This window comes from Paraburkholderia unamae (assembly GCF_003096875.1).
Classification (GTDB): domain Bacteria; phylum Pseudomonadota; class Gammaproteobacteria; order Burkholderiales; family Burkholderiaceae; genus Paraburkholderia; species Paraburkholderia unamae.
The window spans coordinates 41,836-66,637 of the sequence record NZ_QEOB01000010.1 but is presented as its reverse complement, the minus strand read 5'-3'; the positions used below and the strand labels follow the sequence as shown (position 1 = coordinate 66,637).

At 65.6% G+C, this 24,802-nt stretch carries 25 protein-coding genes; 18 read left to right on the top strand and 7 right to left on the bottom strand.

The annotated features are described in order from the left end of the window. Window positions 1-112: 112 nt before the first annotated feature. The 6 genes from C7402_RS21215 (at window position 113) to C7402_RS21190 (ending at window position 7,847) form a co-directional block, all read left to right on the top strand. Window positions 113-1,762, top strand: a complete 1,650-nt coding sequence (locus C7402_RS21215) for an ABC transporter substrate-binding protein (protein WP_244314895.1) — start codon at window positions 113-115, stop codon at window positions 1,760-1,762. A 1-nt stretch (window position 1,763) separates the two neighbouring features. Further along, a complete protein-coding gene (locus C7402_RS21210; RefSeq protein ID WP_116611969.1) occupies window positions 1,764-2,690 on the top strand; it encodes an ABC transporter permease in 927 nt (308 codons plus the stop codon). Further along, window positions 2,687-3,565 (top strand): ABC transporter permease, encoded by an 879-nt coding sequence (locus tag C7402_RS21205; RefSeq protein ID WP_116611968.1) that lies wholly within the window; start codon window positions 2,687-2,689, stop codon window positions 3,563-3,565. Before C7402_RS21210 ends, C7402_RS21205 begins: the two co-directional genes overlap by 4 nt. Continuing rightward, window positions 3,562-5,283 carry an ATP-binding cassette domain-containing protein gene (locus C7402_RS21200; protein ID WP_112171770.1) on the top strand — a complete coding sequence of 574 codons (1,722 nt, stop codon included), beginning with the start codon at window positions 3,562-3,564 and terminating at the stop codon, window positions 5,281-5,283. Before C7402_RS21205 ends, C7402_RS21200 begins: the two co-directional genes overlap by 4 nt. Before the next feature lie 138 nt (window positions 5,284-5,421). Continuing rightward, on the top strand, window positions 5,422-6,849 hold the full coding sequence (locus tag C7402_RS21195; RefSeq protein WP_116611967.1) for an NAD(P)-binding domain-containing protein: 1,428 nt from the start codon (window positions 5,422-5,424) through the stop codon (window positions 6,847-6,849). Window positions 6,850-6,899: 50 nt separating this feature from the next. Then, window positions 6,900-7,847, top strand: coding sequence for a TauD/TfdA dioxygenase family protein (locus C7402_RS21190; protein ID WP_116611966.1), 948 nt, complete (start codon window positions 6,900-6,902; stop codon window positions 7,845-7,847). Between the two features lie 28 nt (window positions 7,848-7,875). On the opposite strand, the gene C7402_RS21185 is transcribed toward C7402_RS21190, so the two are convergent. After that, window positions 7,876-8,778, bottom strand: a complete 903-nt coding sequence (locus C7402_RS21185) for an AraC family transcriptional regulator (RefSeq protein ID WP_116611965.1) — start codon at window positions 8,776-8,778, stop codon at window positions 7,876-7,878. A gap of 150 nt (window positions 8,779-8,928) precedes the next feature. Here C7402_RS21185 and C7402_RS21180 point away from each other — a divergent pair, with 150 nt between their 5' ends. Continuing rightward, the gene (locus tag C7402_RS21180; RefSeq protein ID WP_116611964.1) at window positions 8,929-9,780 is read left to right on the top strand and encodes an oxidoreductase; all 852 of its coding nucleotides are present in this window, start codon (window positions 8,929-8,931) and stop codon (window positions 9,778-9,780) included. A gap of 47 nt (window positions 9,781-9,827) precedes the next feature. On the opposite strand, the gene C7402_RS21175 is transcribed toward C7402_RS21180, so the two are convergent. Then, window positions 9,828-10,721 (bottom strand): AraC family transcriptional regulator, encoded by an 894-nt coding sequence (locus tag C7402_RS21175; RefSeq protein WP_116611963.1) that lies wholly within the window; start codon window positions 10,719-10,721, stop codon window positions 9,828-9,830. 149 nt (window positions 10,722-10,870) lie between these two features. On the opposite strand from C7402_RS21175, the gene C7402_RS21170 reads away from it, so the two are divergent. Beyond that, window positions 10,871-11,614: an SDR family oxidoreductase gene (locus tag C7402_RS21170; RefSeq protein ID WP_116611962.1), complete on the top strand. Its 744-nt coding sequence runs from the start codon at window positions 10,871-10,873 to the stop codon at window positions 11,612-11,614. A 25-nt stretch (window positions 11,615-11,639) separates the two neighbouring features. Here the strand turns inward: C7402_RS21170 and C7402_RS21165 are convergent, their stop codons facing one another. From C7402_RS21165 to C7402_RS21145, 5 genes are all read right to left on the bottom strand, one after another. After that, the gene (locus C7402_RS21165; protein WP_112171777.1) at window positions 11,640-12,419 is read right to left on the bottom strand and encodes a class II aldolase/adducin family protein; all 780 of its coding nucleotides are present in this window, start codon (window positions 12,417-12,419) and stop codon (window positions 11,640-11,642) included. 36 nt (window positions 12,420-12,455) lie between these two features. Next, window positions 12,456-13,337, bottom strand: a complete 882-nt coding sequence (locus C7402_RS21160; protein WP_116611961.1) for an amidohydrolase family protein — start codon at window positions 13,335-13,337, stop codon at window positions 12,456-12,458. Window positions 13,338-13,382: 45 nt separating this feature from the next. After that, window positions 13,383-14,669 carry an MFS transporter gene (locus C7402_RS21155; RefSeq protein WP_112171779.1) on the bottom strand — a complete coding sequence of 429 codons (1,287 nt, stop codon included), beginning with the start codon at window positions 14,667-14,669 and terminating at the stop codon, window positions 13,383-13,385. A 355-nt stretch (window positions 14,670-15,024) separates the two neighbouring features. Beyond that, the gene (locus C7402_RS21150) at window positions 15,025-15,894 is read right to left on the bottom strand and encodes an IclR family transcriptional regulator (protein ID WP_112171780.1); all 870 of its coding nucleotides are present in this window, start codon (window positions 15,892-15,894) and stop codon (window positions 15,025-15,027) included. A gap of 174 nt (window positions 15,895-16,068) precedes the next feature. Continuing rightward, window positions 16,069-16,953 carry a LysR substrate-binding domain-containing protein gene (locus tag C7402_RS21145; RefSeq protein WP_112171781.1) on the bottom strand — a complete coding sequence of 295 codons (885 nt, stop codon included), beginning with the start codon at window positions 16,951-16,953 and terminating at the stop codon, window positions 16,069-16,071. A gap of 326 nt (window positions 16,954-17,279) precedes the next feature. On the opposite strand from C7402_RS21145, the gene C7402_RS48030 reads away from it, so the two are divergent. From C7402_RS48030 to C7402_RS21095, 10 genes are all read left to right on the top strand, one after another. Then, the gene (locus C7402_RS48030; protein WP_165841943.1) at window positions 17,280-17,996 is read left to right on the top strand and encodes an amidohydrolase family protein; all 717 of its coding nucleotides are present in this window, start codon (window positions 17,280-17,282) and stop codon (window positions 17,994-17,996) included. After that, complete coding sequence (locus C7402_RS48025; protein ID WP_116611959.1) at window positions 17,939-18,376, top strand: amidohydrolase family protein; 438 nt, start codon at window positions 17,939-17,941, stop codon at window positions 18,374-18,376. The genes C7402_RS48030 and C7402_RS48025 overlap by 58 nt, the downstream gene beginning before the upstream one ends. After that, on the top strand, window positions 18,366-18,719 hold the full coding sequence (locus C7402_RS21130; protein WP_116611958.1) for a Rieske (2Fe-2S) protein: 354 nt from the start codon (window positions 18,366-18,368) through the stop codon (window positions 18,717-18,719). The genes C7402_RS48025 and C7402_RS21130 overlap by 11 nt, the downstream gene beginning before the upstream one ends. 39 nt (window positions 18,720-18,758) lie before the next feature. Next, a complete protein-coding gene (locus tag C7402_RS21125) occupies window positions 18,759-19,160 on the top strand; it encodes a carboxymuconolactone decarboxylase family protein (RefSeq protein ID WP_112171784.1) in 402 nt (133 codons plus the stop codon). After that, entirely contained in the window at window positions 19,157-20,404 is a 1,248-nt protein-coding gene (locus C7402_RS21120; RefSeq protein ID WP_116611957.1) for an NAD(P)/FAD-dependent oxidoreductase, read from the top strand. Before C7402_RS21125 ends, C7402_RS21120 begins: the two co-directional genes overlap by 4 nt. A gap of 15 nt (window positions 20,405-20,419) precedes the next feature. Continuing rightward, window positions 20,420-20,740: a 2Fe-2S iron-sulfur cluster-binding protein gene (locus tag C7402_RS21115; protein ID WP_112171786.1), complete on the top strand. Its 321-nt coding sequence runs from the start codon at window positions 20,420-20,422 to the stop codon at window positions 20,738-20,740. A 33-nt stretch (window positions 20,741-20,773) separates the two neighbouring features. Further along, the gene (locus C7402_RS21110) at window positions 20,774-21,688 is read left to right on the top strand and encodes an NAD(P)-dependent oxidoreductase (RefSeq protein ID WP_116611956.1); all 915 of its coding nucleotides are present in this window, start codon (window positions 20,774-20,776) and stop codon (window positions 21,686-21,688) included. 17 nt (window positions 21,689-21,705) lie between these two features. After that, the gene (locus C7402_RS21105) at window positions 21,706-23,040 is read left to right on the top strand and encodes an Nramp family divalent metal transporter (protein ID WP_244314905.1); all 1,335 of its coding nucleotides are present in this window, start codon (window positions 21,706-21,708) and stop codon (window positions 23,038-23,040) included. Between the two features lie 160 nt (window positions 23,041-23,200). Beyond that, window positions 23,201-23,932 (top strand): IclR family transcriptional regulator, encoded by a 732-nt coding sequence (locus C7402_RS21100; RefSeq protein WP_116611954.1) that lies wholly within the window; start codon window positions 23,201-23,203, stop codon window positions 23,930-23,932. A gap of 43 nt (window positions 23,933-23,975) precedes the next feature. Beyond that, window positions 23,976-24,776 (top strand): enoyl-CoA hydratase/isomerase family protein, encoded by an 801-nt coding sequence (locus C7402_RS21095; RefSeq protein ID WP_116611953.1) that lies wholly within the window; start codon window positions 23,976-23,978, stop codon window positions 24,774-24,776. Window positions 24,777-24,802 lie beyond the last annotated feature (26 nt).

The following is a 24,802-nucleotide window of genomic DNA, read 5'->3' as shown; positions in this document are numbered from 1 at the left end:
CCGGCAAGCTTATCGAATCTTCATGGTTGACCCGGGCGGCGCGAACTGATGAATTTGCGGTTTCCTCCTTTATTAAACTGATCCAGTGATGCTTCGAAGGCCAAAACAATTCGTGTCACCCATTTTTTCCGCTATGGCGTTGGGTAGTGCGTTGCTCTCACTCGCGGCGTGCAACCAGTCCGATAGCGCGCAGGCCGCGCAGCAGAGCGCGGCGGCGAAGCCCGTAGCGGGCGGCACGCTCACGTGGGGCGTGACCACCGAGCCCGCGTGCTTCGATCCGCATCGCTCCTCGCAGCAGAACGCCTTCTGGGTGATTCGCAATTACGTCGACTCGCTGATCTACAAGCAGCGCGACGGCTCGTACTCGCCGTGGCTCGCGAAGTCGTGGAGCGTGTCGGACGACGGCAAGACCTACACCTTCAACCTGCGCGACGACGTGCACTTCACCGACGGCACGCCGTTCGACGCGCAGGCCGTCAAGGCCAATTTCGATTACATCGTCGCCAATGCGGCGACCACGGCGCCTTCGGCTTCGCTGCTCGTGCATTTCGATCATGTCGAGGTGGTGTCGCCTTCGGTGGTGCATATCGTGCTCAAGCAAGCGGATTCGACCACGCTCGAATCGCTTTCCAGCGTGAAGCTCGGCTTTATTTCGCCTAAGGCGCTCGCCGCGAATCACGATCTGTGCGGGGGCGGCCCCGGCATCGTGGGCACGGGGCCGTTCGTGTTCAGCGCGTATCAGCGCGGACAGTCGGCCACCTTCACGCGCAACGCGGATTACCGCTGGGCGCCGAGCGCCGCGCAGCATCAGGGCCCGGCGTGGCTCGACAAGGTGGTGTACCGCTTCCTGCCGGAAGCTTCGGTGCGCACCGGCGCGCTCAGTTCGGGGCAGGTCGATCTGATCGAGGGCGTGCAGCCCACCGACGCGAGCGTGTTCGATCATGTCGAAGGCTTCCAGTTCCTGACCGGTCCTTCCGCCACGACATCGTTCACGCTCAACGTGAACTACACGGCATGGCCCGCCGACGATGTGCGCGTGCGCCGCGCGCTGCGCGACGGCTTCGATCTGGACGGCATCGTCAAGAGCGTCTATCTCGGCACGGTGCGCCGCGCGTGGTCGAACATCGGCCCCGACAATCCCGACTATGCGAAGTCGCTGCAAGGCTCGTGGGGCAACAAGGTCGCCGAGGCGAACCGTCTGCTCGATCAGGCGGGCTGGACCACGCGTGACAGCGACGGCTTCCGCACGAAGGACGGCAAGCGTCTGACGATCGAAGTGGGTTATCCGCAGCCGTACATTCGCGACAGCCGCGACGTGCTGATCCGCGCGATCCAGTCGGCGCTGCGGCAGAACGTGGGGCTCGATCTGCGCCTGCGCATCACCACGGCGGGTGAGTTCGCGACCCAGCAGCACACGGGCGTCTGGAGCATTTACCCGAACACGGACAACCCGTCCGATGTCGCGATGGAACTGTGGGACATGCTCGGCGATCGCGGCTTCCTGTACCAGGCGATTCCGAAGTCCGACGCTTCGCTCACGGGCAAGATCAACGAGGCGCGCAGGCTGCCGGTGGGCGAGCCGCGCCGCAAGCTGCTGGGCGAGATCCAGCAGTATGCGGTCGATCAGGGCTACATCGTGCCGCTCTATGCGCCGCAATACCATCTGGCCGCGAAGTCGTCGGTCCACGGCATCGGCTTCGAGCCGCAACTCGACGGTCCCGCGAGCGCGTACGAGCTGTGGGTCGACAAGCAGGGGGGATGACATGCTGCGTAAAGTGGTGACCCGCCTGCTAACGGGCCTGCTGGTGCTGTGGCTCGCGGCCAGCGCGGCGTTCGTGACGATCCACGCGCTGCCCGGCCGCATCGAGGACATCCTCGCGGGCGACCTCTCGTACCCCGGCCTGCGGGAGGCGATCGCGGCCCAATGGGGCCTCGATCGCAGCCTGCCCTGGCAGTACGGGCAGTTCGTGCTGCGGCTCGCGCGCGGCGATCTCGGCACCTCGTTCGTGCTCCAGCAGCCGGTGGGCGCGGTGCTCGCGAGCCAGCTCTGGCCGACGGTTCAACTCGCGGCTTCGGCGGGCGTGCTGGCCGTGCTGCTCGCGCTCGGCGTGGCCACGGCCACGGCGGGGGCCGGGGCGCGCGGCGCGTGGTCCACGCGGATCGCCTCGGCGGCGGAACTCGTGTTCACGTCCACGCCGGTGTTCTGGGGCGGGCTGCTGCTGCTCATCGCGTTCTCGTTCCATTGGCGGCTCTTTCCGGTGTCGGGTGGCGCGGGGTGGCGCTCGCTGGTGCTGCCTGCCGTGACGCTTGCGCTGCCCACCGCGGGCATGCTTTCGCAGGTCATGCGAGAGGCGCTCGACGCCGCGTTCGAGCGCCCGTTCGTGACCACCGTGCGTGCGCGCGGCGTTTCCGAAGCGGGGCTGCGCGTGGGCCATCTGCTGCGCCATGCGTTGCTGCCGGTCGTGACGCTCGGCGGCTGGCTGATCGGCGGCCTGCTCGGCGGCGCCGTCATCACCGAGAAGCTGTTCGGCAGGCCGGGCCTCGGCAGCATCACGCTCGACGCCGTGACGTCGCAGGACGTGCCCGTGGTGCTCGCGGTCGTGCTGCTGGCCGCTTTCGTCCATGTGGTGATCTCGACCGCGCTCGACATTGCCTATCTGTTCATCGATCCGAGGTTGCGCAGCCAATGAGCGACATTTCCGTTTCCTCCGCGCCGGCTGCGAGCGGCCTGCGCACCACCATCGGCTTGCGGCGGCTCTCGCGCGTGCCGGCTTCCGTGCTGCTCGCGGCGGCGTTTCTGGCCGTGCTCGCGTTCGCCATCGCGCTGCCTTCGGCCATCACGCCTTACGACCCCTTGCTCAGCGACGTCGCGCACGCCATGCAGCCGCCCGACGCGGCGCACTGGCTCGGCACCGACCGTATCGGCCGCGACGTGCTCGCGCGCGTGGTTTACGGCGCGCGCTATTCGCTGCTCATCGGCCTGGCGAGCATGCTCGTGAGCCTGCTGATCGGGCTCGTGACGGGCCTGAGCGCGGGGCTGGGAACGCGGCTCGTCGACGAGTCGGCGTCACGCGTGTTCGACGTGCTTTCCGCGTTTCCGCCCGTGCTGCTCTCGCTTTTCGTGGTGGCGTTTCTCGGTCAGGGCATCGTCAATATCGCCGTGGCGGTCGGCATTGCGGGCATCCCCAAGTTCGGGCGCGTGCTGCGCGCGCAAACGCTCGTCGTGCGGCGCGCCGACTACGTCACCCAGGCCGTGATCTTCGGCCTCTCGCGCCGCGAAGTGTTCTGGCGGCACGTGCTGCCGAACGTGCTGGCGGCCGTGCCCGTGATCGCGACCATCGACATCGGCAGCGCGATCATCGCCGTTTCGGGGCTGAGCTTTCTCGGGCTCGGCCCGCAGCCGCCGACGCCGGAGTGGGGCGTGATGCTCGCGGAGGGGCGTGACGTCCTGCGCGTGGCGTGGTGGCCGAGCGTGTTTCCGGGCCTGGCGATCACGCTCACCGTGATTGCGTTCACGACGATCGGCAAACACCTGTCGCGCATCTATGGAGTCCGCACGCGATGAGCGAGATATTCACTTCCGAAGCTTCGGCGCCCCATGTGCCGGGGCGCACGCTCGTTGACGTGACGGGGCTGTCGATCGGTTTCGACGATGTCAACGGCGGCCGCCCGCTCGTGCGCGGCGTCGATCTGTCGATTCGCGCCGGAGAGTGCGTGGCGCTCGTCGGCGAATCGGGTTCGGGCAAGAGCCTCACCGCGCGCAGCCTGATCGGCCTCGCGGGCGCGCATGCGCGCATCGGCGCGCAGCGCTTCGAGATCGACGGCCGTGCCGCGCTTGCGTTTCGCGAGCGCGACTGGCGCCAGGTGCGCGGCGGCTTCGCGGGGCTCGTGATGCAGGACGCGCTCGTGTCGCTCGACCCGCTGCGCACGGTGGGCCGCGAAATCGGCGAGACGCTGGCGCGCCACGTGAAGGGTCAATCGCGCGCGCAGCGCACGGCGGCCGTGCATGCGGTGATGCGCGACGTCGGCATCGCGCAGCCCGAGCGCCGCGCCGCGCAATACGCGCACGAGCTTTCGGGCGGGCTGCGCCAGCGCGCGTTGATCGCCTCTGCGATCGCCGCGAGCCCCGCGCTCGTCATCGCCGACGAACCGACCACGGCGCTCGACGTGACCGTGCAGGCGCAGGTGCTCGCGGTGCTGGAGGCGCGCTTGCGCGCAGGCGTGGGCGTGCTGCTCATCAGCCATGATCTTGCCGTCGTTGCGGGCATTGCCGATCGCGTGATCGTGATGCATCGCGGCGAAGTGGTCGATAGCGGCCCGACGCGCGACGTGCTCGAACGGCCCACGCATCCCTACACGCGCCAGTTGCTGGCCGCGCAGCCCGGCGCACAGTCGCGCGGCTACCGGCTCGGCTCCGCGCGCTTCGTCGAGGAGCGCGGCGGCGTGATCGTGCGCGAGCCGTTGCCGCCTCGTGCGCGCGCGGTGGGCGGCGTGGTCCTGAGCGCACAGGGTATCGGCAAGCGGTATGCGCACGGCCGGCCCGACGCGAATGCGTTCGTGGCGCTCGACGACGTCTCGTTCGACGTGCGCGAGGGCGAAGTGCTCGGCATCGTCGGCGAGTCGGGGTCGGGCAAGAGCACCTCGGCCAATATCGTGCTGGGCCTGCTCGCGCCCACGAGCGGCGAGGTGGCATTTCTCGGCGAGCGCTGGAACGGCGCGGGCGTGAGCGAGACGCAGCGCGGCGCGCGGCGGCCGCTCATGCGCTATATCCCGCAGGACCCGCTGAGCGCGTTCGACCCGCGTCACAGCGTTGGCCGCTTGCTCGCCGACGGCCTGCATAGCCAGCGTCTCGCGCGGCGCGCCGTGCTGGAGCGCAGCGTCACGCTGCTCGAACAGGTGGGGCTGGACGCGAGCTATCTCGATCGGCTGCCGGTTTCGCTCTCGGGCGGGCAGCGCCAGCGCATTGCCATTGCGCGCGCGATTGCTTCGGAGCCCGCACTGATCGTCTGCGACGAGCCCGTTTCGGCGCTCGATGTGTACGTCCAGGCGCAAGTGCTCGATCTGCTCGGCGAATTGCAGGCGCGCTCGGGCACCGCGCTGCTGTTCATCTCGCATGATCTCGACGTCGTGCAGCACGTGAGCGATCGCGTGCTGGTGCTCAAGGACGGGCGCGCAGTGGAAACCGGCGCGACGGCCGAGGTGTTCGCCGCGCCCCAGGCCGACTACACGAAGCTGTTGCTGCGCTCCGCGCCGGATTTGCGGGTGCAACGCCGGGCGGCTTGATCGCTGGAGGCGGGGAATACGACAAGCGCAAGGAAAACCCGCGACACGGGAAATTCCTAAGCACAAATCGTTCGTTCCCACGCCGCCGCGCCGGTTCGATACTCGATGAATCGATCGTTCCTTCCATGGCTTCCATTCATGACCCAGTCCTCAGCACCCGATCATTTCGCAAGCGAAACATTGCGCCTCATCGGCCCCGACCCGGAGAACTGGGTCGTCGAGCGTCCCGGCCTCGATCACAACGTCGTGGTCGTCGGCGGCGGGCAGACGGGCGCGGCGTTTGCCTTCGCGCTGCGGCGCGCGGGCATCGGCAAGGTGAGCGTGATCGACCGCGCGCCCGATGAGGCCCGCGCGGGCGTGTGGACCACCTATGCGCGCATGAACCGCCTGCGCACGCCCAAGACGCTGGCGGGGCCGGAAGCGGGCCTGCCGGCGCTGAGCTTCCAGGCGTGGTACGAAGCGCGCCACGGCGAGGCCGCCTACGCGCAGATCGAGCGCGCGGGGCGCGAGGACTGGGCGGCCTATCTCGCGTGGTATCGCGAGTTTCTCGGCATTACGGTTCGCTATGGCACGACGCTGGAACGCATCGAACCCCAGGGCGATCACTTCAGGCTCCATCTCGCGGTTCGACAGGGCGAGACGCTGGAGCGCCGCGTGGAAACCGCCCGCAAGATCGTGCTCGGCAATGGCGTGGCCGGTAACGGCCGGCCCAATGTCGAAGGGCCGCTCGCGGCGCTGCCGCGCAGCCACTTCGCGCACACGTCCGATGCGATCGACTTCGCGTCGCTGCGTGGGAAATCGGTGGCGGTGATCGGCGCGGCGGCTTCGGCGTTCGATGCGGCCGCAACGGCACTCGAAGCCGGTGCGGCCGACGTGCATCTGTTCTCGCGCCGCGCGAGCCTCGCGGCCGTGCCGGTGAATCGCGCGCGCGCCTATCCGGGCGCTTACGAGAATTACCCCGCGCTGCCCGACGCGCTGCGCTGGCGGCAGGCGCTGCGCTTCAGGCGCGCGGGCTCCACGCCGCCCGCCGACGCCGTGGCGCGCGCCACACGCTTCGACAATTTCCACTTGCACACGGGCACGCAGTGGAAAGAGGCGACGGTTGACGACGCACGCGTGCGCGCCTGGGTGGACGGCGGATCGTTTGCGTTCGACTTCGTGATCGCGGGCACGGGCTATGCCGTCGATCTGCATGCGCGGCCCGAGCTGGCGGACGTGGCCGACCACGTGCTGCTCTGGCGCGACCGGTACACGGCGCAGGAGACCGAGCGCGACGAAGGGCTGGGCGCGCATCCTTACCTGGGCGACGCTTTGGAGTACCTGGAAAAGACGCCGGGCGCCGCACCGTATCTGAAGCATATCCACGTGTTCAACCCGGCCGCATTCGTGAGCCGAGGCTTGCCGGTCGGCGACGTGCCCAGCATGAAGCGCGATATCCCGGCGGTGGTCCGGCGCATCAGCGAAGACCTCTTTCTCGATGATCTGGAGGCGCACGAGGCGCGCATGACCGCGGACGTGCCCGCCGATTTCGATGTTTCGCACTACGAGCAACGCGTCGTTCGCTAAGCCGCGTGGCAGCGCCATTCCCTTAATTCCGTCCCCATTCGCCGGCCATCATGAACGCACAAGTCATCGCAGACGACAACCCGATCCGTATCGCGCCGCTTTCGGCCCATATTGGCGCCGAAATCAGCGGTGTCGATCTTTCGCGGCCTTTGCCGCAGCCGCAGATCGACGCCATTCGCGCCGCGCTGCTCAAGTGGCGCGTGGTGTTTTTCCGCGAGCAGTTTCTGAGCCACGAGCAGCAGGTGGCGTTTTCGGCGCAATTCGGTGAGTTGACGGTGGGGCACCCGGTTTTCGGCCATGTCGAAGGGCATCCCCAGATCTATTCGATCGCCAAGTTTCGCAAGGCCACGCGCTTCGAAGGCGCGCCGCTGCTGCGGCCGTGGACGGGCTGGCATACCGACGTGACCGCCGCCGTGAATCCGCCGTTCGCCTCCATCCTGCGCGGCGTGACCATTCCGCCCTATGGCGGCGACACACAGTGGACCAACCTCGTCGTCGCCTACGAGAAACTGTCGGCGCCGCTGCGCGCCTTCGTCGACGGCTTGCGCGGCGTGCATCGCTTCGCGCCGCCCGCGGGTTCGAGCGGCACCGGCGCCTTCGAGCAGGCCGTGAAGGACCAGACGCTCGTGAGCGAGCACCCGCTCGTGCGCGTGCATCCGGAAACGGGCGAGCGTGCGCTTTACGTGAGCCCCGGCTTCCTCAAGCAGATTGTCGGCCTCGCGCCGCGCGAGAGCCAGGTGCTGCTCGAACTGGTTTGGGAGCACGTCACGCGGCCCGAATTCACGGTGCGGTTCAAGTGGGAACCGGGCAGCGTCGCGTTCTGGGACAACCGCTCGACCGCGCATCTCGCGCCCACCGACATCTTCGATCTCGACTTCGACCGTCAGCTATACCGCACGACGCTCGTGGGCGACGTGCCCGTCGGCCCCGATGGCAAGCCCTCGGTTGCGATCCAGGGCTCGCCCGTGGGCGCGGCCGCCGCTATCGCGCTCAACTGAGCGGTACAACGCGCAAACCCGATAGCGATTAAAGATCGGGCAACGCCGCTGCGTTGCCCGACTGCGCAAGCTCGGCCTCTTCGCTCGGAGAGCGCCCGAAATGCCTGCGATATTCGCGGCTGAACTGCGACGCACTGTCGTAACCCACGTCGGTCCCCACTTCACCCACGCGCGCCGCGCCCGCGAGGATGCGCCGCCGCGCCTCTTCCAGTCTGATTTCGCGCCGGTATTCGAGCGGCGTCATCGCCGTGATCGCCTTGAAATGGCGATGCAGCGAGGTCGCGCTCATGCCGACGCGCGACGCCAGGTCATCGATACGAAACGGCAGGTGGTAATGGTCGCGCAGCCAACGGGTTGCGCGGTCGATCTGCGTCAGGCTGGGATCGCTCGCGAGGCCGGCGAGGACAGGACCGAACGCGCCTTGCAGGAGGCGGTAAATGATCTCGCGCTCGATCATGGGCGCGAGCACGGCGGCGTCCTGCGGCCGGTCGAGTATGCCCAGCAAGCGGGTGACCGGGTCGATGAGATTTTGCTCCAGCGCACCGGTGACGAGCCCGCACGCGCCGCCTTGTGGCGCGGGCCGCGCGGGCATGGTCGACCAGACCTCGGCCACGCGCAGGCGTTCGAGCGTCAACGTCACCGCAAGGTGCGGTTTGTCGGGGCGCGCTTCGGTCACGCTGGCCGTGACGGGCAGATCGGCGGTGGCGACGAGGCACTGCGACGGCCCCGCGTCGTGAACCGTGCGCCCGAGCATCACGCGCTTGCGCCCCTGAAGCACCACGCAAAGGCGGGGCTCGTAGAGGCTGCGCACGGGCTTCGTGGGCTGCGCACAGTTAAAGAGGGTGACGTTGGGTAACGACGTCGCCTTGCGCGGCTGATGGCAGTGCCGCAGCACTAGCCGCTGAAGCGCCGATTGCGGGTTGGCTGGCATGGCGTATCGGCCTCGAAGTGGGGTTGCGCGCGGCGTGCAGCCAGGCGCGTTGGCAGGATCGTGCAAGACATGGATCGTAACGGACTAACGCGCCATCGCGCCGCCGCGCCATCATGGCACCCACATTCTGTGCAAAACGAGGACGCAACGATGGCAGCATTACCTGAAGATTCCGTATGGTTCGTGACCGGCAGTTCATCGGGCCTGGGCCGGGAGATCGCCGCATTGGCGCTCGCGCGCGGCTGGCGCGTCGTGCTGGCGGCACGCAATCCCGAAGACATGGCGAGCCTTGCCGACGAGTATCCCGATACCGCCATGACGACTCGCCTGGACGTGACCGATGCGGCGTCGATCGCCGAGGCGGTGAGCGCCGCGCAGGCAAGATTCGGCCGCCTGGACGTGCTGGTGAACGCGGCGGGCTATGGCTATCTCGCGGCCATCGAGGAAGGCGAGGAGCATGACATACGCGCGCAGTTTGAAACCAACGTGTTCGGGCTGCTGGCCGTCACACGGGCCGTGCTGCCCGGCATGCGGGCGCGGCGTCGCGGTCATGTCGTGAACTTTTCTTCGCTCGGCGGTCTCGTCGCATTCGCGGCCACGGGCTACTATCACGCGACGAAATTCGCCGTCGAAGCGCTGTCCGAATCGCTGGCGCACGAAGTGGGGCCGCTTGGCATCGGCGTCACGATTGTCGAGCCGGGCGCGTTTCGCACGCAATGGGCGGGTCGTTCGATGATCGCCTCCGGAACGGTGATCGACGATTACGCGCCCACGGCCGGCAAGCGCCGCGAGGCGACAAGAGCGGTCTCGGGGCATCAGCCGGGCGATCCGGCCAGGGCGGCCGCAGCGGTGATCGCCGCGCTGGAATCGGATGCGCCGCCGCTGCGGCTCCTGCTCGGCAAATCGGCGCTCGACGTCGCGCTCAAGCGCCTCGACGCCCTGCGCGCGAATTTCGAGGCGTGGCGCGAACTCACGGAAGGGACCGACTTTCCCGCCGCTTGATTTGGCCACTGAATGGGCCGCGGAGTGGGCCTCTGAAGCGCGGGCGTTCACGTCGCCTTGGCCACCCGGCGCGCCGCCGCATCGCGCCGGGGCGGTGCGCTGAATAATCGTCCGTACTCCCGACTGAATTGCGAAGGGCTTTCGTAGCCGACACGAAAGCCCGCTTCGGCCGCGCCGAGTCCTTCGGCCAGCATCAGGCGGCGCGCTTCCTGCAAGCGGATCTGCGTGCGAAAGCGCAGCGGGCTCATGTGCGTCGCGGCCTTGAACTGCGCATGAAACGTCGAGACGCTCATGTCGGCGATGCCGGCCAGATCGTCGATGGCGAAATCTTCCCGGTAATGGCGCCGGATATAGGCCACGGCTTTCTGTATCCGCCTGATGCGTCCTGTCTGGTACACGATCTGGCGCAGCATGCCGGCTTGCGGCCCGCGCAACAGACGGTAAAGAATTTCGCGTTCGATCAGCGGCGCGAGCGCGCGCACGTCCTCGGGCGTATCGAGCAGATGGAGGAGGCGCGCGGCCGCGTCGATGAGTGGCGGCGTGGCCGTTCCCACCGCGATGGCGGGCGAGGCGCGCCCGGCGTCGTGCGGCGCGTGCGGCTCGTCGTGAATGAGCACGTCGGCGAGCGTTTCGCGGTTCAGCGGCAAGCGCACGCTGAGATACGGCGCGCCCGCGCTCGCCTCGACCACGGCGCCGATCACCGGCAGGTCGAGCCCGACGACCAGATAGTGCGCGGGATCGTATTGATACTCGCGGCCGCCGACGCTCGCGCGCTTGCGTCCTTGCGCAACGATGCAGCACGAGGGTTCGTAAAGCGTATGAACCGGCTCGGTTGCCGCCGACGCGCGCAGCAGGCCGACGCCCTCGATGGCGGTGTCGAGCGAGCCGTCCACGGGCGCATGGCGCGCGATCAGGTTCGCGAGATCGTCGATATTTTCCATGGGGCGAGTGTCGCATGGCAAGGCGCGTTGCGCATGAGCGCTCGCGCGGTTTCAGAGAATCGTGCAAGAAACTCGGAGGACCAGGCTAACGGTCGGACGTGCGCTCGCGCGATCCTGTCGGCTCATCCAGAACGAATCGGGAACCTGAAATGAATAGCGAGAACATCGAAACGAAAGTGGTGCTGATTACCGGCGCGAGCAGCGGCATTGGCGCGGAAACGGCGCGCTATCTGGGCGCGCGCGGCGCGCGGCTGCTGCTGGGCGCTCGCCGCACGCAGCGGCTTGCCGCGCTCTGCGAAGACATTCGTTCGAGCGGCGGGACGGCGGCCTGGCGCGCGCTCGACGTGACGCGCCGCGAGGACAACGTCGCGTTCGTGGAAGCGGCGCTGGCGGAGTATGGGCAAGTGGACGTGATCGTCAACAACGCGGGCGTCATGCCGCTTTCGCCCATGAATGCGCTCAAGGTCGACGAGTGGGACCGCATGGTCGACGTCAACATCAAGGGCGTGTTGTATGGCGTGGCGGCGGTGTTGCCGGTGATGAACCGCCAGGGCTTCGGGCAGATCGTGAATGTGTCGTCCATCGGCGGGCTGCGGGTGTCGCCCACGGCGGCCGTCTACTGTGCGACGAAATACGCGGTGCGGGCGATCTCCGACGGTCTGCGCCAGGAGAACGACAAGCTGCGCGTGACGAGCATTTGCCCCGGCGTGGTCACGTCCGAGCTTGCCGACACCATCACGGACCCGGCCACCGCCGCGGCGATGGCCGCGTACCGCAGTATCGCGCTGGACCCGCGGGCCATCGCGGCGGCCATCGCCTACGCCATTTCGCAACCGGCCGACGTCGATGTGAACGAGATCGTGGTGCGCCCCACCGCGACGGTGGGCGGCTGAAGCGAGGGTGGCTGCCGCGGCCTGATCAGTTTCGGTACGACGAATCTCGTCGGTCAAGAAAGCGAAGCATGGCGGGCCACTCCATTTCTCCGTACGGGCGCCGTGTGGATGGCTTGTACAAGTAGTTGGTCTTCTCGATGACCTCGTCGGTTGGAAGATGCAGCTCGGCCTGGCAGGACATGGCGTCGACTTGCGCGCGGCACGCATTCTCGAACCAGTAAGCGGCATTGAACGCCTGAGGAATGGATGCGCTGGCAACGAGCAGTCCGTGGTTGCGCAGCAACATCACTTCGGCGTTGCCGAGGTCCCGGGCAAGCGATTCGCGTTCCTCAAGATCGACAGCGACGCCTTGATAGTCGTGATAGGCAACGGTGCCGAATCGCATGGCCGTTTGCGTGAGAGGCAGCAGGCCGCATTTGAGCGCGCCAATGGCCATGCTCGCGCGGCTATGCGTGTGGATGACACACGTCACGTCCGGCCGGGCCGCGTGCACGGCGCTATGAATGACGTATCCGGCCCGGTTCGCACCATACGTGCCTTCCAGAGGATTGAGCAGCTCGTTGCCTTCCAGGTCGATCGCGATCAGGCTCGATGCCGTGATTTCTTCATACAGGTAGCCATATGGATTGATGAGGAGGCGTTCCTCCTCGCCGGGTACGCGAGCGGTAATGTGGTTGTAGATCAGGTCGCTCAAGCCGAAATGCGGCATCAACCGATAGCATGCGGCAAGGTTCACGCGCGTGGTCCACTCTTCGTCGGATACGAGGTCGCGGACTTTCGAGAGTTTGTCTGTCTTGGTCAACATGGGGGCGTTCCTGAAGCGAAAGAGAAGAATCGGATCTCAAGAAAACTGGTAGAGCTTGGCAGGGTTATCCACCAGCACCTTCTGCTGGACCGCTGGATCGGGCGCCCAGCGCATGAAGGCATCGAGCAATTCGCCGTCGTCGGGAATCGTGCCCTCGAATGAGGGATGCGGCCAGTCCGTGCCCCAGACGCACCGCTGCGGCGCGTACGCGATCAGGTTGGCTGCGATGTCGTCGACGTCTTCGAAGGGATACCCGGCGGCGGACGAACGGTACGCGCATACCTTGAGCCACACGCGGCCGCTGTCCAGGAGGGAGCGCAACGCGTCGTAAGCGGGGTGCTTCACGCCCCAGGTGCAAGGAACGTGGCCGAGGTGGTCGATCACGACTTCGGTTGGAAGTGCCTGGAGCGTCGGCGCGATCTCGGGCAATGCTGCGCCGTTGAGGAACACTTGCGTGTGCCATCCGAGCGGCGCGATCCGTTTGGCGAGCGCGCTCAAATGCGCGACCGGCGGCCCGCCCGGTGTGACCAGGTTGACGCGGACGCCGCGCACGCCCGCGTCGTGCATCCTCTTCAACTCGGCGTCGCTGATCGACGGATCGACGACCGCGACGCCACGGGCCCGCTTTTGCCCGAAGTGTTCGAGCGCGGCAAGCGTGCAGCGGTTGTCCGTGCCATAAACGCTTGCCTGGACGATGACGACCCGCCCTGTACCGAGAATGTCCTGCACGGCCTCGTATTGCGCGATCGACGCTTCGGGCGGCGTATAGGCTCGGCTCGGGCTCAGCGGAAACCGGGCGTGGGGGCCAATGATGTGAATGTGACAGTCGCAGGCGTTCGCGGGTGCCTTTTTCAGCGGATGGCGGATCGACTGCCTTGCGGGCTGGCAGAGTGGTGGAGCAGTTGTTGCGGCATGCATCGCGATAGAACTCCTTGCAATGTGCGAAGGGTGGGCGGAGCACGATCAGGCCGTGTACCCTCTCGTGGCGTCGTTGTCCGTCTCGGGTGAACCAGCGGCTTCGTCCTCGGGCAAACTGCGGCCCAGTGTTTCCGGCAGCGTGAGGATGGCGAGAACCATGACCGCGTAAGCGCCGACGCCAAATATGGCGATGGCGTTCGCCAGCCCGACCTCGCTCGTGAGTTTGCCGACCAGCGCCGGGAATAGCGCGCCGATACCGCGGCCGAAGTTGTAGCAAAACCCTTGCCCCGTGGCGCGGACACGCGTGGGGAAGAGTTCGGTCATGAACGGCCCCATCGGCGAGAACATCATGAAAGCGCACAGTCCGAGCGGGAACCCCAGAAACAGCATGGTTTCGTTGCCGAAGGGCACCAGCATGTAGAGGGCGAGCAGAATCGCGGCGCCCACCGCGCTGACGAAGAAGGTCTTCTTGCGGCCAATGAGGTCGGCGAGATAGGCGCCCAGCACAAACCCGACGAATGCGCCGGCGATCATGACGAAGGTATAGCCAGTAGTGCCAATGACCGAGAGGCCGCGCGTTGTTTTAAGGTAAGTCGGCAGCCAGATCAGGAATGTGTACGACCCGCCGATCGAACCTGTTGCCAGCGCCGACACGCGCAACGTGGTTGTCAGGTACTCGGGACGGAAGATCGCGAGCAGACCCGACGATTCAGCATGTTCTTTCCGGTTGCGCTGCTGCCCGAGATAAAGGTGCGACTCGGGAACGTGGCGCCGAACCCAAAAGACCAGCAAAGCAGGCGCGAGGCCGATCCAGAACAGCGCGCGCCACGCGATCGCTTCGGGCATGATCGAGAAGAACAAGCCGAACAGCAGCGCCGCGAGCCCCCAGCCTACCGCCCAGCCGCTCTGCACGATGCCCACGCTGCGGCCGCGATACTCCTTTCGAACGACTTCGCCAATCAGGACCGCGCCGGTCGCCCATTCGCCGCCAAATCCAAAACCCTGTAGCGCGCGACAGATGAAGAGTTGCTCGTAGTTCTGGGCAAAGCCGCTCAGAAACGTGAACAACGCGTACCAGAAAATCGTCACCTGCAATACGCGGACTCTTCCGAATCGATCAGCGGCGAAGCCCGAAAGCCATCCTCCCACCGCGGAGAGCAGCAGCGTGACGGTACCCAGCACGCCCGCCTGTGACGTATTGATATGCCACGTCAGCATGAGGGTCGGTATGACGAAACTGAAGATCTGGACGTCCAGCGCATCCAGCGTCCAGCCAAGGAAGCAGCCCGTCATCGTGCTTCGCTCAGTCTTGTTGAGATGCTTTATCCACATGCCTGTCTCCATTGCCGTGCGCTTTTGGCAGCGCTTTTTTTAAGGAACCTGGCGCGAACGCGATCAGGCGCGCGCAGGCCGCGCGTACCAGGTGGAGGAAGCTCCGGGTGCAGTCGATTCGTCAGTACACGCTAAATTGATGATACGGATTTTCCTCGGCCGCAACTTTCGCCGCCGAGGAATAGTTCACGGGTTGAAATTCGTTGCCTTACGCCGGCGTTTCGCCGTGGGTGTGCATTGCGCTGCACGATGGGCGATGGCGTGCGGGGGCGATGCGGCGCGTTGAGGTAGCGAGCGTACTGGCGAGAAGGATTGCTGCAATGCGATCAGCAGGCGCAGTTTCTGCGCCGTGCTTTCATGTTTCGAGAACCGCCGATTCAATCTCCAGCGCGTCGGCGACGCGGCGCAGCTTCAAGCGGAGTTCGTCAACGCTCGACTCGGGAAACTGCTCCGGCTTGCCCGTGATGACGAAGGCCGCAAATGTCTCGCCTGCACGATTGCGCACGGGCAGTGCATACGCGAATGAATGGGGCACGAGGTCGCCGAGATTGAGGCCCATGCCATATTGAGCGGAGCGCTCTCTCATTCGCTTGAGGCCGTTGAGCCGGCCGTGGCCATGCCGCTTGATTTCCTGCTCGGTGTTTTCAGCGACGATGCGGCTGGCTTCGCGCTCCGGCAACGTCAGCAGGATGGCAAGCCCGCCGGCCGAGGTGATCAATGGCCTGCGGGTGCCCGGATGCATCATGGTTCCCGTATGAAGCGCGCTGCCCTCGCGCACCGCGCACACGAAATCGTCACCGCTTCTCAGGAGCAGCATGGCAACGCAATTCATTTCGTGTGCGAACACGCGAAGTATGGTTTCCGCGCTGCGCTGAAACTGGGCGTGCTCGGGCAGGGCGAGTCCGAGTTCGAACAGCAATGGGCCCGGCAGATAGTGACGGTCATCATGGCGCTGCCGCACCAGCCGCTCGTCGACGAGGCGTGTCAATACGCGGTGCACGGTGGCCCGGTCCTCCTCGCATGCGTGGGCCAGGTCGCTGAGGCGCCATCCGATGCCTGGCCGGCTGGCGACCATGCGCATCACCTTGATGCTGCGCGAAAGACTGCGTGTGCCCGGCCGTTCCTGGGGCGCGCGAACCTGCTGCGCTTCGTTAGAGGGCGAGCCGCGAGACTCGGTCACCGCGCTGGCCACGCCGGTGGTGTGTGGATTCGCGACCTCGCGCATGACAGGACTCCAGGTTGGGGCGGGCTGTTGCTCCCCATGGCGCGGAGCGGTACAGCGTTTTATACGGGCTTGCCGGGCTTGTTGATCCGTATATGCATACGAGTCGTGGAAAGTACCAGGAGCGATGTGCGCCCGGAAAGCCCTGTTCCACGCCCTGGCGGGACGTTATTTCATTCACCCCGATCTTAGGGTTTCCATCAGGTCCCGCACGCAGCCAGGCATGCCGTCGAGTTCGCGCACGAGCAGGCTGCGCTCGCGTATCGCCCACGGCTCTTCGAGCGGTACGGTAACGAGCCGCATCGTTTTGCGGTGCCGCACAGCGGCGGACTCCGGAATAATGCCGATGCCGACACCCGATTCGATCATCCGGCAGATTGCCTCATAGCTGGCAAGCTGAATACGCATGGGCAATGTCCGGCCGAGGTTCTCCACGTGTGACGCGACAAGATCGAACAGCGTGCTGCCTTCACGATAGGTGATGTGAGGATAGTCGAGGGTCTCGGCGAGCGTGACGGAGGGCTTTGCCGCGAGCTTGTGGCCCTCGGGCAAGGCCAGCAGAAGCCGGTCGGTGCTGTGGTGAATGACTTCGAGCCCCTGAGCTTCCACTGGACCTGCGATCAGGCCGATGTCCGCCGAGCCATCGAGCACGCCTCTGACGATTTCGCGCGACAGCCGCTCCTGAAGATCCACGGTGACCGCGGGGCGGGTGGCCAGGAATTGCGCCAGCACCTCCGGCAGATGCTCCGTTACCGCGGTGGTGTTGGCAAAGATGCGAACGTGGCCAAAGAAGCCGCTCCCATACTCCGCGAATTCGCTCTTCACATAGTCGACCTGACGCAGGATCACTCTCGCGTGCGTCAAGAGTTTCTCGCCGGCGGGCGTGAGTGTCACGCCCCGGCTGTCGCGATAGAGCAGCCGGGCGCCAAGCTGGTTCTCCAGCGCCTTGATGCGCGCGCTGGTCGCGGCCGGCGACAGGTTGGCGCGCCGGGCGCCCTGGGTGACGCTCGACGACTCCGCTACGTGAATGAATACACGGATATCCGCGAGATCAAAGTGCATGCCGGATTGTTCCTGTTGCACGACGAGGGGCGCCCGACGGGCCGCTGCCTCGCGCGTCTGTGTCGGGCGGCGAGAGCTTGAGCGACGGCGGCAGTTCGCGAGCGTTCGGCTCAGCCGAATCCGGGTCCCCAAAAAGCAAGATTCGCCGAACGCGCGGCCAATAGTAGCATCATCGAACGCTCAACAACAACGCGATAAACGACAACGGCGGCGGCCAGGGCGTGGGTTGGAGCGGGTATCGCGAGGGCCCGGGAGAAGGTGCCGGAGCCGCCCATCATTACTTCACAGTACTAATGAGTTTGAAACGATCAATGGTGAATTCACGCATGAAAATCATCGATTCGGATGTTCACCCGTGGGTGCCGGGCGATATCGACGGCCTCAAACCTTATATGAGCAAGCACTGGCAGATGAAGTTCGAAGGCAAGCGCGCGACGCTGCCCGACCATCCGCTTCGTCCGCCGCTGGCGGGCGCGACCTCGATCCGCCGTGACGCCACGACACCGGCTGGCGGCATCGGCGGCTCCGACCCGCACTTCCTGCGCGAGGACCACCTGGACAAGCTCGACATCGAATATGCCGTGCTGTCGTCGATCCAGGCGGGCAAGCTCGTCTCGCTGCCGAACGCGGGTGAAGCCGTTGTCCTCGCGCGCGCCTTCAACGATTACTTCATCGACAAATGGCTGGACGTGGACAGCCGCTACCGCCTTGCCATGTGCGTGGCGGCGCATGACCCGCACGAGGCCGCGAAGGAGATTCGCCGCATTGGCGGCAGGGAAGAGATCGTGGCGGTGTACTTGCCGCTCGTGAACATCCTGATGGGCAACACGCACTATTTCCCCATCTACGAGGCCGCCGAAGAACTGGGCCTGCCGATCTTTCTCCACCCCACGGGTACGGAAGGCGCGTTTCAGACCAGCGTGGCGTTCGCGGGCGGCGTGCCCAGCAGCTTATCGAGCGGCATTCCTGTTTCCCGCAAATCGCAATGGGAAACATCGCCAGCCTCTTGTTTGAAGGCGTATTCGTGCGCTTTCCAAAGCTGATGATTCTCGCCGCCGAATTCGGCTTCGGGTGGGTGCCGCATATGCTCTGGCGCTTCGATCAGAACTGGCGCCAGTTCCGCCGCGAAGTGCCCTGGCTCGAAAAGGAACCGAGTACTTACGTGCTGGACCACGTTCGCTTCACCAGCCAGCCGCTGGAGGAGCCCGAAAAAGACGAGTACCTGACGCAGATTCTTGAAATGGTGCATGCCGAACGCACGATCCTCTTCAGCACCGACTACCCGCACTGGGACACGGACTATCCGCAGACCACCTTCCAGCGTTTGCCCGCGGCCATGAAGCAGCGCATTTTCCATGACAACGCGGCCGAGTTGTTCAACCTGAAATCGCACTGCGCATTGGGAGCCACACATGGAGCATAACGTCGGCCGTCTGGACGAACTGCCGGAAAACGACGCGTTGACGCTCGACGTGGACGGCAGACCCGTGGGTGTATTCAAGGTCGGTCACAAGGTGTACGCCGTGAGGAACCTGTGCCCGCACAAGCGGGCGCCGCTGGCGCGAGGCACCGTTGAAGGCACGATGCTGCCCACCGCGTGCGCAGGCGAATACCGCTTTGGCATGGAAGGTCAGGTGCTCAAGTGCCCGTGGCATGGCTGGGAACTCAACATCGAAACGGGCCAGTGCCTGTTTGGCGTGAGCGACAGCCGCGTCAAGACCTACCGGGTCTCCGTGCGGGACGGGGACGTGTACGTGGACATTTGAAAATTCCTTGAGAACCGCTCGAAATTATTGGGAAGCGATATGAACGAAGCAAAGCGAAGCGAGAAATTCGAACGAGGACTGGCAACGCGGCGTGCGGTGCTCGGCGACGAATACGTGGCGAAGGCGCTTGACAGCGCGACGGAATACAACTGGCCGATGCAGCAGCTCGTCACCGAATATTGCTGGGACGAAATCTGGAATCGCCCCGGGCTGAGCCGCCGGGATCGTTCGCTGCTCAATCTCGGCATGATCTCGGCGCTCGGCCGCATGACCGAACTGAAAGCGCATGTGCGAGGCGCGATCAATAACGGGTGGACCCGCGAAGAACTGCGGGAGGTGTTCATGCAGGTCATGGTGTATTGCGGTGTGCCGGCGGCGGTCGACAGCTTTCGGATAGTGCAGGAGGTGATCGCAGACATGGAAAGCGCCGGGAAATCATGAGGAGACCGAACGGAGGTGTCGTCATCGTCGGGGCGGGGCAGGCGGGTGTATCTTGTGCGTTCAAGCTGCGGGCGCTTGGCTACGCTGGCGAGATCACGATAGCCGGTGGCGAACCGCATTTGCCCTATCACCGGCCGCCGTTGTCGAAGAAATATCTGAGCGGAGACGGGGACGCAGCGCGCCTGCTGATCAAAAGCCGTGACCTTTACGAGAGCGAGCGCATACGGTTGCGGGTGGATTGCCCCGTCGTCGCGATCCACCGCGAGGAGAAACACGTCGAGTTGGCCGACGGCGGGGTGCTCGGCTATGACCATCTGATACTCGCAACGGGTGCGCGCCCTCGGTGCTTGCCCGTGGTTCATGGCGCGAGGGCGCCGAAAGTCCACCTGTTTCGCACGCTTGCCGATGCAGAGGCACTGCGCGAGAGCCTGGTGCGAGACCGGCACCTGCTCGTGGTGGGCGGCGGCTTTATCGGGCTCGAAACGGCGGCGGTGGCGAGGAATCTCGGCATGCGGGTTACCGTCATCGAGCGCGACCAGCGAATTCTCTCACGCGTGGCTTGCGCGGAAACCGCCGCATATTTCAGGGCGCTGCATGAGGACAATGGTGTGCGTGTGCACGAAGGCGTGGCGTTGACGCGGCTGGAGCAGGGCGAGAACGGGACGATTGCCGCGCGCCTGTCCAATGGCGTTTCGATCGAGCCGGACGTCGTGGTGGCGGGCATCGGCGTGGTGCCCGAAACGGGTCTCGCCGGGCAGGCGCACTTGCTGGTGGACAACGGCATCGTGGTTGACGGATCGGGACGCACGAGCGATCCCTTCATCTATGCGGCTGGCGACTGCGCGCGCTTTCCGTATCGGGGCCAGCGGGTACGGCTCGAGTCCGTTCAAAACGCGGTTGATATGGCCGAAGCCGTGGCGCGTGCGATCGTTGGCGAGAGCGTTGAATATCGGCCGGTTCCGTGGTTCTGGTCCGATCAGTATTCGACCCGGCTGCAAATCGCCGGCCTGAATCTCGGCTACACGCACGTGGCCGTGCGCAAGGCACAGGGGGCGGCGCGCTCCGTCTGGTACTACGAGGGCCCTCGCTTGCTGGCGGTGGACGCCATCAACGACACGAAAGCCTTCATGAGCGCGAAGCGGTGGCTGGAAGCCGGGTGGAGCCCCGTTGCGCACGAAATCGAAAATCCGAACGTGGCGTTGGCCGATGTTTCGTTGTCGGGACAAAGCGCATTGATCAATTGAAGCGGGAGCAACGTGATGCCCACCATCATTTTTATCGAGCCAGGCGGCAAGCAACGCGAAGTGAGCGCGGAGGCGGGCCAATCCGTCATGGAGGCCGCGGTCCAGAACGGCGTGAGAGGCATAGACGCGGATTGCGGCGGCGCATGCACTTGCGCCACCTGCCACGGGTATGTCGACGAAGCGTGGCGTGATCGGATCGCGCCTGCCGAAGCAGTCGAAGTCGACCTGCTCGACTTCGCATACATGCGCGCCGAGGGATCGCGGCTCACCTGTCAACTCAAGGTCTGCGACGGCATGGACGGTCTGTTGATCCGGCTGCCGGAATCGCAGGGCTGAAAAGCGGATCCATACAACGTGTCAGGGGCAATCATGAAGCAGCGTATTGCAGTTGTGGGGCTGGGGCAAATGGGCGGGCGCATCGCCGGAAGGCTGCTGGATACGGGCCACCGTATCGGCGTTTTCGACACCGATGGGAGCCGGGCACAAGCGCTGGCCGCACGCGGCGCGACGCCCTACGCCAACCTTCGAAGTCTCGGTTCGGAACATGACGTTGTCCTGACTGTTCTTCCCGATGCCGACATCGTCAGGCGTGTCGTGCTGGACGAAGGCGGGCTGGCAAGTGGCATGACCCGCAGCAGCCTCCTGATCGATGTGACGACTTCGGTGCCGTCAGTCACGAAAGAGATCGCCGGTGCGCTCGCGCAGCGCGGCATCCTCATGCTCGATGCGCCGGTGAGCGGCGGCGTGCAAAAGGCCGAGACCGGCGCCCTCACGATCATGGCCGGAGGCGACGCGGGGGTGCTGCGGCAGGCCATGCCGGTCTTGCAGGCGATTGGCGCGCAGGTGTTTCACATGGGCGCCATTGGGGCGGGCCACACCGCCAAGGCGCTGAATAATCTCATCACGGCGACGACGCTCGCCATCACGTCCGAGGCGATGGCGCTGGGCGTGAAGCTGGGCGTAGACGCGCAAACGCTGCTCGACGTCATTAACGCAGGTAGCGGGCGCAGCGCCGCGAGCGAAACCAAGTTCCCCCAGCAGATTCTTTCCAGAAAGTTCGAACCGGGCTTTTCGATGGCGCTCATGCTCAAGGACGTGGGCATCGCGCTTGCCATGGCGCGCGACGCGCATGCGCCCGCGCATGTCGGGGCGGCCGTTCATGCGCTTTGGAAGCACGGGGTCGATCAAGGTCGTGGCGGCATGGATCATTCAGCGATCGCCCTGGTCGTCGAGGAGATGGCCGGCGTGCAGATCGGCGCCGATTCGGCTCGCGCAAGCGCATGAGCAACCGGTCACTGCCTTTGGAGGGCGCGGACGCTGCTGTACGTGCGCCATGCAACAACGCTCGCGCCAGCGCGTGGCTACGCCGCTCGCTACGCGCGCGCACGCGCTGGTTCTCCTTGCGCGGCGCGGGCGCCCTGGTCGCGGTTGGCTATATGGACCCCGGGAACTGGGCCACGGCGCTGGGAGGCGGGGCGAAATACGGTTATCAATTGCTGAGCGTCGTATTCGCGTCGAGTTTGATGGGCTTGCTGCTGCAATGGCTGGCTTCGAAAGTCGGCGTGGTAACCGGGAAAGATCTCGCGCAGTTGTGCCGCGAGCGCTACAGTCCGCGCTTAACGATCATGCTTTGGCTCGGCTGCGAGATTGCGATCATCGCGTGCGACGTTGCGGAGGTCGTCGGCAGCGCGGTCGCGTTGCAGCTATTGCTGGGCGTATCGCTTTCGGCTGGCGTGATGCTTTCCGCCATCGGGACCTTTGCGATGCTCTCACTTCAGCGTCGTGGCCGCGCGCCATTGCAAACCGCCGTCACCGCGCTGATTTTCTTTGTGGCGTGCTGCTTCGTGATCGAACTGGCGCTGGCGAGCCCGTCATGGCATCGCGCGGTGGCCGGGCTCGTGCCGCCGGCCGCGCTGCTGCGCGATCCCGGCATGCTGTGGCTGGCCGCCGGCATGTTGGGCGCGACGGTGATGCCGCACAACCTCTACCTCCACTCCGCGCTCGTGAAAAATCACGCCCTCGGGCGCGATGACCGCCTGGTCTCGAAGGCCATCAAAGCCGTCAATGCCGACACGCTGATTTCCCTCAGCCTCGCCTTTCTCGTGAATGCCGCGCTGTTGATCGTGGCCGCGGCCGTGTTCCACGCGAGCGGCCATGACGAAGTCAGCGACCTGGCCGAGGCCCATCGCCTGATTGCGCCGCTTGTCGGCAGCCACTGGGCAAGCCTTGTTTTCGCGGCCGCGCTGCTGGCGTGCGGACTGAACGCGACGGTCACCGGTACGCTGGCCGGACAGGCGGTGATGGAAGGCTTCCTGCAATTGAGAAGCGCGCCGTGGGCGCGTGCGCTGCTGACCCGAACGCTCGCGATCGGTCCCGCACTGCTCGCCGTGAGCGCGTTTGGCGAGCAAGGGTCGAATCAACTGCTCATTGCCAGTCAGGTCGTGTTGAGTATTCAGCTGCCGTTTGCCGTCGTTCCGCTCGTGCGCTTTGCCGCCGACGCGGGCCTCATGGGGGCATTCCGCGTCAAGCGCATTCCGCTTGCCCTTGCGTGGGCGTGCGTTGCGATCGTCGTCGCATTGAATCTGGTGCTGGTTTGGCAGGTCGTGACGGACAGCCCGGCGCAAAGCCTGTTTTGATGCGGGGTTGAGAAGGCCGCTCGCACGCGTGTCGCGCTGCAACATGCAAGAGCCGCGCATTGACCAGGTAATCCACCAGGTATCGAAACTTTGGGACTTCCAGCGAGTTGTGCCTATACTGAATTCGAAATAGCAAATTACTTTTCGCCATTTCGAAAAAATGAAGCCTACCGACCGAGCATTGGGAATTTTTGAAGCCTTCGAGGCCGAGGGGCGGCCCATGACATTGAGCGAGCTCTCGCAGGCAGCGGGGCTGCCGGTCAGCACCAGTCACGGCATCGTGCGTGTGCTGATGGAGCGCGGCTACCTCTACCTCACGAGCCGCCGAAAGGACCTCTTTCCCACGCGCCGCCTGTATGACATGGCGGAAAAGATCATGGCGCACGATCCCTATCTGGAGCGGCTGGAGCCCTTTCTGGAAACGCTGCGCGACGCGACTCAGGAAACCGTTATCGTCGGCAAGCGCCAGCACGACGAGATTGTTTATCTGCGCGTGCTCGAAGGGCCGCAAACCATTCGCTACAGCTCGGCGGCGGGCGCGCTGAAGCCATTGCATTCGACATCGATAGGCAAGGCCATGCTGAGCCGTGTGGCGCCCGAGGAACTGCGCCGCCAGCTCGCGCAAGCGCCGTTGCCCGCCGTCACGGATCACACCCTGACTTCGCATGAGGCCCTGTTCGAGGAAATCGCTCAGGCGCGCGAGCACGGCTACTTCGTGACGCGCGGCGAAAGTGTGAGCGACGTCTACGCGGTTGCGGTTCCCGTGAACGTGAATCGCGACGTGCTCGGCATTGCGGTGGCCGGGCCGCGCCATCGCATGGAAGGCGTCATCGAGCGCGTTGCGGGGCTTCTGCTCGACGTACAGCGCGATATCGAGCGAGGCAACCCATGAGTGGGGCGCTTCATGGTGAGCACGCAATCAGGGAGCAACGCCGATGAGCGATGCCGAACGCCTGGTTGTCAGCCACACGCGCGACGGCGTCCTGTACGTGACGATCAATCGCGCGGAAAAGCGCAACGCGTTGAGCCGGGCGACACTGGCGGCATTGCGCGAAACGTTTGCGCACGCGGCGCGCGACGAAGCGTTGCATGCGGTGGTGCTCTCGGGCGCGGGCGATCGTTCGTTCGCGGCGGGCGGCGACTTGCGCGAATTCGACACGCTGCGCAGCGAGGCCGATGCGATCGCGCTGTTCGACCACGCCGCCGCCACGCTCGACGCCATTCGCGCCACGCCCGTGCCGGTGATCGCCGCGCTCAACGGCAGCGCGCTCGGCGGCGGGGCGGAACTGGCCATGGCCTGCGACTACCGCGTGGCCGCGCCGCACGCCGCGATCGGTTTTATCCAGGCCACGCTTGCGATCACCACGGGTTTCAGCGGCGCGGCCGATCTTTTCGCACTGCTTGGCGCTTCGCGCGCCATGCGCGTGCTGGCCGCCGCGCAGGCGATGGAGCCGCGCGAGGCGCAAGCGCTCGGGCTGATCGACGAGGTCTGCGGCGACACACAGCCGCTCGACGCGCTCGTGGCGAGCTTCGTCGCGCCCTTCACCGCGCGCCCGCCGCACGTCTTGCGCGCCATCAAGCAACTGGCGAACGCGCATCGGCGCGTTGCGTGGCAGGCGATGCGCGACGCCGAGCGCGACGCGTTCGCCGCGACCTGGATTGCGCCGGAGCACTGGGCGCGGGCGCAGCAGTTCCTGGAGCGACGACGCGCACCAGCGCACGGCGCGAGCACATAGGACCGCGAGAGCGGCTTCGAGGCGAG

What these genes read in the sequence shown, in the direction of transcription:
- C7402_RS21210 (WP_116611969.1), top strand. Translation starts at nt 1,764, where the DNA reads ATGCTGCGTAAAGTGGTGACCCGCCTGCTAACGGGCCTGCTGGTGCTG.
- C7402_RS21205 (WP_116611968.1), top strand. Translation starts at nt 2,687, where the DNA reads ATGAGCGACATTTCCGTTTCCTCCGCGCCGGCTGCGAGCGGCCTGCGC.
- C7402_RS21200 (WP_112171770.1), top strand. Translation starts at nt 3,562, where the DNA reads ATGAGCGAGATATTCACTTCCGAAGCTTCGGCGCCCCATGTGCCGGGG.
- C7402_RS21195 (WP_116611967.1), top strand. Translation starts at nt 5,422, where the DNA reads ATGACCCAGTCCTCAGCACCCGATCATTTCGCAAGCGAAACATTGCGC.
- C7402_RS21190 (WP_116611966.1), top strand. Translation starts at nt 6,900, where the DNA reads ATGAACGCACAAGTCATCGCAGACGACAACCCGATCCGTATCGCGCCG.
- C7402_RS21185 (WP_116611965.1), bottom strand. Translation starts at nt 8,778, where the DNA reads ATGCCAGCCAACCCGCAATCGGCGCTTCAGCGGCTAGTGCTGCGGCAC.
- C7402_RS21180 (WP_116611964.1), top strand. Translation starts at nt 8,929, where the DNA reads ATGGCAGCATTACCTGAAGATTCCGTATGGTTCGTGACCGGCAGTTCA.
- C7402_RS21175 (WP_116611963.1), bottom strand. Translation starts at nt 10,721, where the DNA reads ATGGAAAATATCGACGATCTCGCGAACCTGATCGCGCGCCATGCGCCC.
- C7402_RS21170 (WP_116611962.1), top strand. Translation starts at nt 10,871, where the DNA reads ATGAATAGCGAGAACATCGAAACGAAAGTGGTGCTGATTACCGGCGCG.
- C7402_RS21165 (WP_112171777.1), bottom strand. Translation starts at nt 12,419, where the DNA reads ATGTTGACCAAGACAGACAAACTCTCGAAAGTCCGCGACCTCGTATCC.
- C7402_RS21160 (WP_116611961.1), bottom strand. Translation starts at nt 13,337, where the DNA reads ATGCATGCCGCAACAACTGCTCCACCACTCTGCCAGCCCGCAAGGCAG.
- C7402_RS21155 (WP_112171779.1), bottom strand. Translation starts at nt 14,669, where the DNA reads ATGTGGATAAAGCATCTCAACAAGACTGAGCGAAGCACGATGACGGGC.
- C7402_RS21150 (WP_112171780.1), bottom strand. Translation starts at nt 15,894, where the DNA reads ATGCGCGAGGTCGCGAATCCACACACCACCGGCGTGGCCAGCGCGGTG.
- C7402_RS21145 (WP_112171781.1), bottom strand. Translation starts at nt 16,953, where the DNA reads ATGCACTTTGATCTCGCGGATATCCGTGTATTCATTCACGTAGCGGAG.
- C7402_RS48030 (WP_165841943.1), top strand. Translation starts at nt 17,280, where the DNA reads ATGAAAATCATCGATTCGGATGTTCACCCGTGGGTGCCGGGCGATATC.
- C7402_RS48025 (WP_116611959.1), top strand. Translation starts at nt 17,939, where the DNA reads ATGGGAAACATCGCCAGCCTCTTGTTTGAAGGCGTATTCGTGCGCTTT.
- C7402_RS21130 (WP_116611958.1), top strand. Translation starts at nt 18,366, where the DNA reads ATGGAGCATAACGTCGGCCGTCTGGACGAACTGCCGGAAAACGACGCG.
- C7402_RS21125 (WP_112171784.1), top strand. Translation starts at nt 18,759, where the DNA reads ATGAACGAAGCAAAGCGAAGCGAGAAATTCGAACGAGGACTGGCAACG.
- C7402_RS21120 (WP_116611957.1), top strand. Translation starts at nt 19,157, where the DNA reads ATGAGGAGACCGAACGGAGGTGTCGTCATCGTCGGGGCGGGGCAGGCG.
- C7402_RS21115 (WP_112171786.1), top strand. Translation starts at nt 20,420, where the DNA reads ATGCCCACCATCATTTTTATCGAGCCAGGCGGCAAGCAACGCGAAGTG.
- C7402_RS21110 (WP_116611956.1), top strand. Translation starts at nt 20,774, where the DNA reads ATGAAGCAGCGTATTGCAGTTGTGGGGCTGGGGCAAATGGGCGGGCGC.
- C7402_RS21100 (WP_116611954.1), top strand. Translation starts at nt 23,201, where the DNA reads ATGAAGCCTACCGACCGAGCATTGGGAATTTTTGAAGCCTTCGAGGCC.
- C7402_RS21095 (WP_116611953.1), top strand. Translation starts at nt 23,976, where the DNA reads ATGAGCGATGCCGAACGCCTGGTTGTCAGCCACACGCGCGACGGCGTC.